This window comes from Curvivirga aplysinae, assembly GCF_009711445.1.
Lineage (GTDB): Bacteria > Pseudomonadota > Alphaproteobacteria > UBA8366 > Aestuariispiraceae > Curvivirga > Curvivirga aplysinae.
The window spans coordinates 1-7,704 of the sequence record NZ_SMMC01000078.1; the positions used below are offsets into that span (position 1 = coordinate 1).

At 42.2% G+C, this 7,704-nt stretch carries 6 protein-coding genes; all 6 read right to left on the minus strand.

From position 1 onward, the window contains the following. Positions 1-1,283, minus strand: a 1,283-nt coding sequence (locus E1160_RS01435; RefSeq protein ID WP_155153211.1) for an MATE family efflux transporter, incomplete at its 3' end; no start/stop codon positions are given. Position 1,284: 1 nt separating this feature from the next. Next, complete coding sequence (locus E1160_RS01440; protein WP_155153212.1) at positions 1,285-2,067, minus strand: ABC transporter ATP-binding protein; 783 nt, start codon at positions 2,065-2,067, stop codon at positions 1,285-1,287. Next, on the minus strand, positions 2,067-3,140 hold the full coding sequence (locus tag E1160_RS01445) for a FecCD family ABC transporter permease (protein ID WP_235914014.1): 1,074 nt from the start codon (positions 3,138-3,140) through the stop codon (positions 2,067-2,069). The genes E1160_RS01440 and E1160_RS01445 overlap by 1 nt, the downstream gene beginning before the upstream one ends. Further along, positions 3,106-4,224, minus strand: a complete 1,119-nt coding sequence (locus E1160_RS01450; RefSeq protein ID WP_155153213.1) for an ABC transporter substrate-binding protein — start codon at positions 4,222-4,224, stop codon at positions 3,106-3,108. The genes E1160_RS01445 and E1160_RS01450 overlap by 35 nt, the downstream gene beginning before the upstream one ends. Positions 4,225-4,294: 70 nt before the next feature. Further along, entirely contained in the window at positions 4,295-6,544 is a 2,250-nt protein-coding gene (locus tag E1160_RS01455; protein WP_155153214.1) for a TonB-dependent receptor, read from the minus strand. A gap of 121 nt (positions 6,545-6,665) precedes the next feature. Then, the gene (locus E1160_RS01460) at positions 6,666-7,655 is read right to left on the minus strand and encodes a FecR family protein (RefSeq protein WP_218048644.1); all 990 of its coding nucleotides are present in this window, start codon (positions 7,653-7,655) and stop codon (positions 6,666-6,668) included. Positions 7,656-7,704: the final 49 nt, after the last annotated feature.

Consider the following 7,704-nt stretch of genomic DNA (forward strand, 5'->3'; position numbering starts at 1 on the left):
ATCCCTAACATCAAAGCTAACCAAATTCCGGAATTATATAAATTAAACTGGATTGATAATAGATAAGATAAAGGAATAGCCACGCCCCATAATCCGAATATGGAATAGTAAACTGGTTTCTCTGTATCCCCTAACCCACGCAAAACGCCGATCAATGTAATACGACCAGAATCAACAATCAGACAAAGAGCTGCCAATATTAGCACTGCTTTCGCTTGCGCCATCACAAATTCTGTATTCGCTAATTCCTCGTCCGTAAATAACGGCACAAATACATCCCCAAACATCATTATAATGAATGCATATCCCGTCATTGTAGCTGCCCCAAAAAACAACCCCTTTACTATTAATTTTCTGATTTGGTTATATTGTTTCTCACCTACCGCATAGGCAATTGAGATAGCCGCGGCTTCACTAAACCCTAGAGCAAAAGCAATTCCAATTTCTGCAATTTGTATAGTGATCGCATGGATCGCGATGTAATCAGCCCCCGCCAAACCAATGATAAATAAAATCACTGTAAAGAAAGCAATGGTTGAAGCTTCCAATATCGCCATAGGCACCGCATAAGATAGTACCAGCATAGTGGCATTTTTGGTAAACACATGAAACGGGTTCAAGAAAGCTAACCGCCCGATTACATTACGTGATTTGAGCCAGATATATAACGTAACAGCCTTAAGACAAATACTTATAAATGTACTTAACCCCAATCCTGCAATACCAAGACCGACAAAATTCCCCACTCCAAACATAAAGATATAATTACATCCTGCATTCACAAAGATGGAGAGAAATGAAATCCAGAAAATCGCCTGAGATTGTTCACGTATAGAAGCAAAAACCCACAAAAAGCAGAAAATATTAACGGCAATTGCGCTTGGTATCAGGAAGTAAAAATAAGGAGGTGTGAGTTCAATCAAATCTCCTGGTTGCTGCAAAATTAACAACAAGTCGTCACCAAAGAATAAAACTGTAACGCCAATAATGGTTATTCCCAAGACAATGTAAGCCGCAATAGTCACCGTTGAAATAATCTTTTCCGTCTCACCTGCCCCTTCATATTTTGCAAGTAAAGGGGAAAGCCCCGCGATAAAGCCAATACTTGATAAAATAATTACGTAAAAAACAGATGCTGCTAAGGCAACTGCGGCTAATTTATCTGTCCCCAACCATCCTGCCATGGCCACATCTGTCACGCCGATCGCAATATGCGCCAGATGTGACAGCCCTAGAAACATTGCCAACTTTAAAAAACGCGGATTTTTGCGATCAGATTCCATATCACCCTCTTGAGGCTATCGGGCCAATAACGTCAATTTGTAAATTCCCACGTTGAGAGAGGCCTAATTCTGTCTCCACATGGTAAACATGGGCAATATTTCCTGTCGTCAGTACTTCTTCCGGCGGACCAACAGCAACAATTTCACCTTCATTTATTAAAACCAAAATATTGCAAAAACGCGCTGCCATATCCAAATCGTGAAGCGCAGCCACCGCGATTGTCTGTGTTTCTTCGACTCTCTTTTTCACCCAATCAAGGACAATCATCCTCCATTGTAAATCAAGAGCAGCTGTTGGTTCATCAAGTAGCAACAATTCAGGATCACGGATCAACGCCAATGCAAGACCAACAAGTTGGCGTTTACCGCCAGATAAACTTTGCAGGGGAGATAACTCAAAACTCCTAAGACCTAAATTATCAAAGATGGTCTCAATCTTACGCGCCAAATCTTTATCTGATAATGGAAGTGCTAAAGAGCGCGCGGTACTCCACATCAATTCGGTTGGTGTTAAAGCTGTTGGAGAAGGTGGTGTTTGCGGCATGGTGGCCACTACATCATACCATAGCTTTTGACTTGTTTCGTTTATATTTTGGCCTTTGAATTCGATAGTTCCCTGACATTTCTTCTCTCCAGAGATGCAACGCATCAAAGTTGATTTTCCAGATGCATTAGGCCCTAACAATCCGACCAGACTACCTTGCGGAATTTCTGGGAAAGAGATGTCTTTCAATATCTGTTTCTTTCCATAGAAGGCAGAAACATCAGATACTTTAAGTACCATTAGAACTGACCTTTCTTTTTAAACAATAAAGACAGAAACATCGGTACCCCAACCACAGCTGTTAAAATACCAACAGGTACAATCACTCCAGGGATGAGCGTCTTAGATAACGCAGATGCTAAGGAAAGAATAAGTGCCCCACAAAGGATAGATCCCGGCAACAAAGTACGATGATCTTCCCCAAGCAACATGCGCGCAATATGGGGCCCCACAAGTCCGACAAATCCGATTGTGCCGACAAAGCAAACAGCAAAAGCTGCCAATATGGAAGCCCGAACAATCACCCAAGTTCGAAGTCCGGCGATATTCACACCAGTACTGCGCGCATGGTCTTCACCGCCTCGCAACAAAGTTAATACCCATACCTGCCGCATGCTAAAGGGAAATATCAACAGTAAACACAAACTTACAATAGTGACTTCAAGCCAACCAGCTTTGGTTAAATTACCAATAGCCCAGAAGACAATCTGCTGTGCAGCATCGGCATCGGCAATTAAATGAAAACCGGATGCCAACGCATCACAGAGGAAAAACATCGCGATACCAAATAACACCACCATACCACGGCTTCCTTTTGAAACACGCACAACCACCAGCACAATCGCAGAGGAAGCTAAAGCTCCACATAAAGCCAAAGTTGGAAGGATCGCATATGAGGGAACAAAAGGAATCACAGGTTCGACAATGATGGCAAAACTTGCGCCCAAGACAGCAGCAGACGAAATGCCCAGTGTAAACGGACTTGCTAATGGATTATCAAGAACAGTTTGCGTTTCAATACCTGATAACCCAAGCGCTCCACCGACTGCCAAGGCAATAAGTGCGTCTGGTAATCTAACATCCCAAAGGATAATGCGATATCGTAATTCAAGTGTTTCCGGATCAAGTAATCCAGATAGAATTTGTCCCGCACTTAAACCCGCAGGCCCTGCTATCAAATCGAGCCATAAACTCGCAAGCAGCGCTATGCTTAATCCTGCAAGGATCAGATAGCGCCGCCCGTTTAGTCGTAAGAAATTTACGTAAAGAGAGGAAGTATTATTCATGATGATAAGTGGTGAAATAAGTTCCATCAATTTCAAATGGCATAAAGTCTTTATAGATCTGACGTAGGCTCGCATCTGGATCTATATCTTTAAATTCTTCCGGATGTAACCATTTAGCAAATGCTTCAAGAACCACAATATTGAAGGGTGAATTATAGAAGTTATGCCAAAAAGCATGCGAACGATCATTCTTTACAGCGTCAATTACTTGAAAATCCGTGGTCTTTAAATATTTTCCAAGACTGCCTTCTGCCATTTCATCTGACATGCCAGGACCAACTGTGACCGGCAAAGCCCCACCATCATATTCCTGTTTCCAACCAGATGCCGTACCAATCCAAACATCAGGGTTTTCAACCAGCAAAAATTCAGCTGTGTGTAACGCAGTTGGTCCCGGTGCGACTGAATCCGCAACGTTAACACCTCCTGCTTCACCAACAAACGGGCCAAGCATACCGTCAGCCATACCCCAACAACATTCGCGTCGACCCGCATGAACTTGTAGAAATACTTTTGGCTTCTCTTTAATCTTCGCGACACGCGATTTTACCAAATCCAGCTTTTGTTGATAAAGCTCGATATATCTTTGCGCATTTTCTTGTTCACCAAGGATTTCACCCATCAACTTCAAGGAAGGGATCGTATTCTTTAATGGATCCAACCTAAAATCGATAAATACAACTTTGGTACCCGAAGCTTCCAAAAGGTCAATCAGCTCTTTCGCTTTCGAATTCGGCCCATGATCACTTAATCCTAGAAACGCAACCTGCGCCTTCAATTCAATGATTTTTTCAATAGATACACTATCTGCGCTTTGCATCCCAAAGGTTGGGATATTCTTCGCCTCTGGAAAGCGCGCATATAACTTTTGTTCTAACTCAGGATGTGTCCAGCCCAAAGTTGTCATCATGCCAACAACCCCCTTTACAGGGTTTTCAGGTCTTAAAAGAGATAGAACCGTAAGATAACGCCCTTCGCTTACCCCAAATCGCTCAACAGGACCTTCGATTTTGATCTCACGTCCAGCCAAGTCGATTGTGTTGATTTCAGCAGCAACGATTTGCGATGCCCAAAGACATAATGCCAAGCCCGAAAATAAGGATTTCAACATAATTTTTCCCTTAGAAAGATAAGAATGGCTCAAGCCTTGAAGTGACTTGAGCCATTCTTGAAAGTTAGGATTAAAACTCAGCTTTTGCATAAACCATAAAGGAACGGCCAGGCTCGTTCTTTGGTTCTACATTTGTAAATTCTGAACCATATGTTGCCCGATCAGCGTATTTACGATCGGTAATATTATTTGCTTCCAAACGCAAAGTTAGAAACTCATAATCTTCAGGTTTGTATTCTGTATATAGATTGAAAACTGTGTAGCCGTCTAAGCTCTCTGCTTGAGAAAACCCACCAATTTCACTATTGGAAAGTGCAGCATCAATTGATCCACCGACAGCAACTCCAGTTTGACCAATATTCTGTTCTGCTTCGATTGCAATAATACGCCCGATTGGAGAACCAAGATATTGAGATGTATCTGTATCTGTAAACTGGCCATCAACACGGATTTCTGTATCGGAATAAGAGACACGAGTGAAACCTGAAACCCAGTTATATCCAAAACCGATTTCATAACCATCTGTTCGGAAGTCTACATTTGTTGCGGGGCCACCATTGTAACTTGCATCACGTGCATTTTTAAAATCACTACGGAAAATGCTAGTATCAAATGTGAAACCATCAATATTGGTTTCAAAACCAACAGAAAAGTTCTCGGAACGTGTTGGTTTGACTTCTGCAGCATTGTAATCCCATGCAGGATTATAAATATAACCTTCCGCTATACTAATGCCACCAAATATATTCGAATACCCAGCCTTTAGGGTCGTGGTTTCATGCACATCGTAAGCGAGAGATGCATTACCACTTAAACCATCATTGGTAAAATCGGTACCATCATGCCCTTCAAATATTTGTCGATCTCCACGAAAACCTACAGAGACTCTTAAATCTTCAATTGGACTGATACGCGCTTGTGCATAAACACCAATATTGTCGGCTTTCTCGGTCATTGCCGCTGTCGAGCTATCTTTATACTCGTTTTCGTCTTGGTAGAAATCTATACCAGCCGTAATTTTGTTTTCACTATCAAAATTGAAATCATTTTCAATCTTACCGGATAAACTGGTTGTTGTCCCATCACTACCGAATGGATCAGGCACATCTACATTGGCGACACCGTAACCAAGGGTCGCTTTAGGATCAAATAATCCACTTGCCCCTTCAAAGCTATAGTTAAATACATAGTTAGAACGATCCAAGTTATAGGCACGTTGCTCATCAGTATTGCGATTTGTTAAATTGGTGATATTCGCACGATAAGGGCGATTTTCGTGATCCTTCACCTTCTCACCGGAAACTTCAAAACGATGACCGTTTTCAGCTTCATATGCAACTTTACCCAAGAAAGAATACAAGTCCGTACCGGAAGCTAGCTGGGTATCACCACTACCATCATCATAATCGTCCCCTTTTGCACCTTTCACAAAACCTAGGATTTCAAATCCATCAATCCGACCATAAGCCGCGTTACTGTTTGTAAAAATATCGCCATTTGTTTCAAAAGAGACCGTTGTAAAACCACCAACGTTTTCACCTTCATCCAAGACATCGCCAACATCAATAGTTTCATAGGTAATACCACCAGCAAGCGCGCCCGGGCCTGCATCAGCGGGTGCAACAGTTGGGTCAACTCGTACAGCTTTCAGCAAGCTTGGGTCCAAAAGGTTATTACCAGTATGGTGGAAGTTTTTGTTATTTTGACGGGCACCATCAATTGTTACTGCCAGGTTATGCTCCTCAACGCCACGGATATAAACCTTCTGGGTTGAAGTTTGCGCACCGCCCACTGAAATAGAAGCTTCACCCGCAAATAAATCCTTTGAATCGCTTGGTGTACGGCGTGCTAGATCCGTTGACGTAATATATTTTGAATCACCACGATCCGCGGCACCTGCATGGTCATCAAATTCCGCTGCCTCGGAAACCATAATTGGGTCAAGCGCTTCCTCGCCTGTAGAAACTTCAACAGAAGAAATCAAAATCGATCCATCTGATTGAGTTTCGAAATACAAACCGAGGCCTGAAATAATCTGATTCAATGCGTCCTGCGGTGACATCTTTCCTTTAACCGCATTTCCTTTCAGATTGCGTACAACATCCCCATGTGCGGAAACCTGTACCCCGGATTGTATCCCGAACTCTGCCAAACTCGCAGATAAGTTTTGCGATGGAATATTGAAATCAACTTCTTCAGATACAACTGTTTGCGCATGAGCCTGTTGCTGGTATCCAGCAATTCCACCACTCAATACCAACGACAACATCGCTACGCGAAGCAAATTGTTATTACGAAGATTGGATTTAAACCCCTTCATATTTTCTGTCCTTCTATATGCATGAAGCTTCATTTAATTTATGCGAATGCTTCTTAATCTCATTACATGCATTATAGACGATTTGAGGTTTTGAGATTTTCAAAAAAAGTTGAAAAAAATTCTAAATACTTGAAATCACTGTAATCCAGGGCGTGACATGATATATTTTTGCCCCAACAGATTGTGCAATTGCAGATAACGCGGCATCAGGATTCGTAAGTTGATAAACACCAGTTACAGGTTGCTCACCGATATCATCACCAAGCACAAGTAACGTAGCAGAATGATAATGCGATAACGTTTCTACAACTTCAGAAACCGGTCGATCATTCACAATTAGCCTATTCTCTTTCCAAGAAGACACATATTTGGGTTCTATTTTTCCATGAATAAGTGAATAATCGGGCTTAACTCTAATTGTATCCCCAACACGCAGAATGATCTCCTCCGTTTCATCAGGTTTAACAGAAACAATCCCTTCCTGTACTTGTACTTCGACGGACGGATGACGTGTAGAAACATCAAAGGCTGTGCCAATTACCTTTACAACCGAATTTTCCGCCCTCACGATAAAGGGTGATTTTGTATCATGCGCAACATTGAAGAATGCTTGACCATCTACAAGCTCAACCGCACGCTGGGTTGTGGTAAAAGAGACATTCAACCGACTTTCCGGCGCCAGACGAACTAAGCTACCATCTGATAAGGCAACTTCCTTAACTTCCCCAATCCCGGTGATGTAATCGGCACTATAATGTGACTGCCAACCTACTAAACATACGATTAGGAGAGAGGCTGCAACAGATATTGAAGCAGCCCAAAACTTTTTCCTCTTCAGGCGCCCATTATCGTTACTTGCAACAAAAATCCGATCTGTTGAATGCAGATCCTCTTTCTCTTGTCTCCACTCTTCTTCGTGAAGTGGTGGCACGCTTCCCATCAACTTATAAGCATTCAGAGCCTTCTCCCAAGCCCTTTGATGTTCTGTACTTTTTTCAAACCAATGTGAAAATGCAGCCTTTAAATTTTCATCATCCGGCTTTTCTAACAAGCAGATCAGCCATTCGCTTGCCTTTTGCGGTTCCAACATTTCTTGCAACTTGCCCCCCATATGGGAAAATCCTGTCATTAAGGCCTATAAATTCTTTTCAATTTACATT

Excerpts from the sequence above, each read along its gene's own strand:
- E1160_RS01440 (WP_155153212.1), bottom strand. The coding sequence starts at position 2,067 with ATGGTACTTAAAGTATCTGATGTTTCTGCCTTCTATGGAAAGAAACAG.
- E1160_RS01445 (WP_235914014.1), bottom strand. The coding sequence starts at position 3,140 with ATGGAACTTATTTCACCACTTATCATCATGAATAATACTTCCTCTCTT.
- E1160_RS01450 (WP_155153213.1), bottom strand. The coding sequence starts at position 4,224 with ATGTTGAAATCCTTATTTTCGGGCTTGGCATTATGTCTTTGGGCATCG.
- E1160_RS01455 (WP_155153214.1), bottom strand. The coding sequence starts at position 6,544 with ATGAAGGGGTTTAAATCCAATCTTCGTAATAACAATTTGCTTCGCGTA.
- E1160_RS01460 (WP_218048644.1), bottom strand. The coding sequence starts at position 7,655 with ATGGGGGGCAAGTTGCAAGAAATGTTGGAACCGCAAAAGGCAAGCGAA.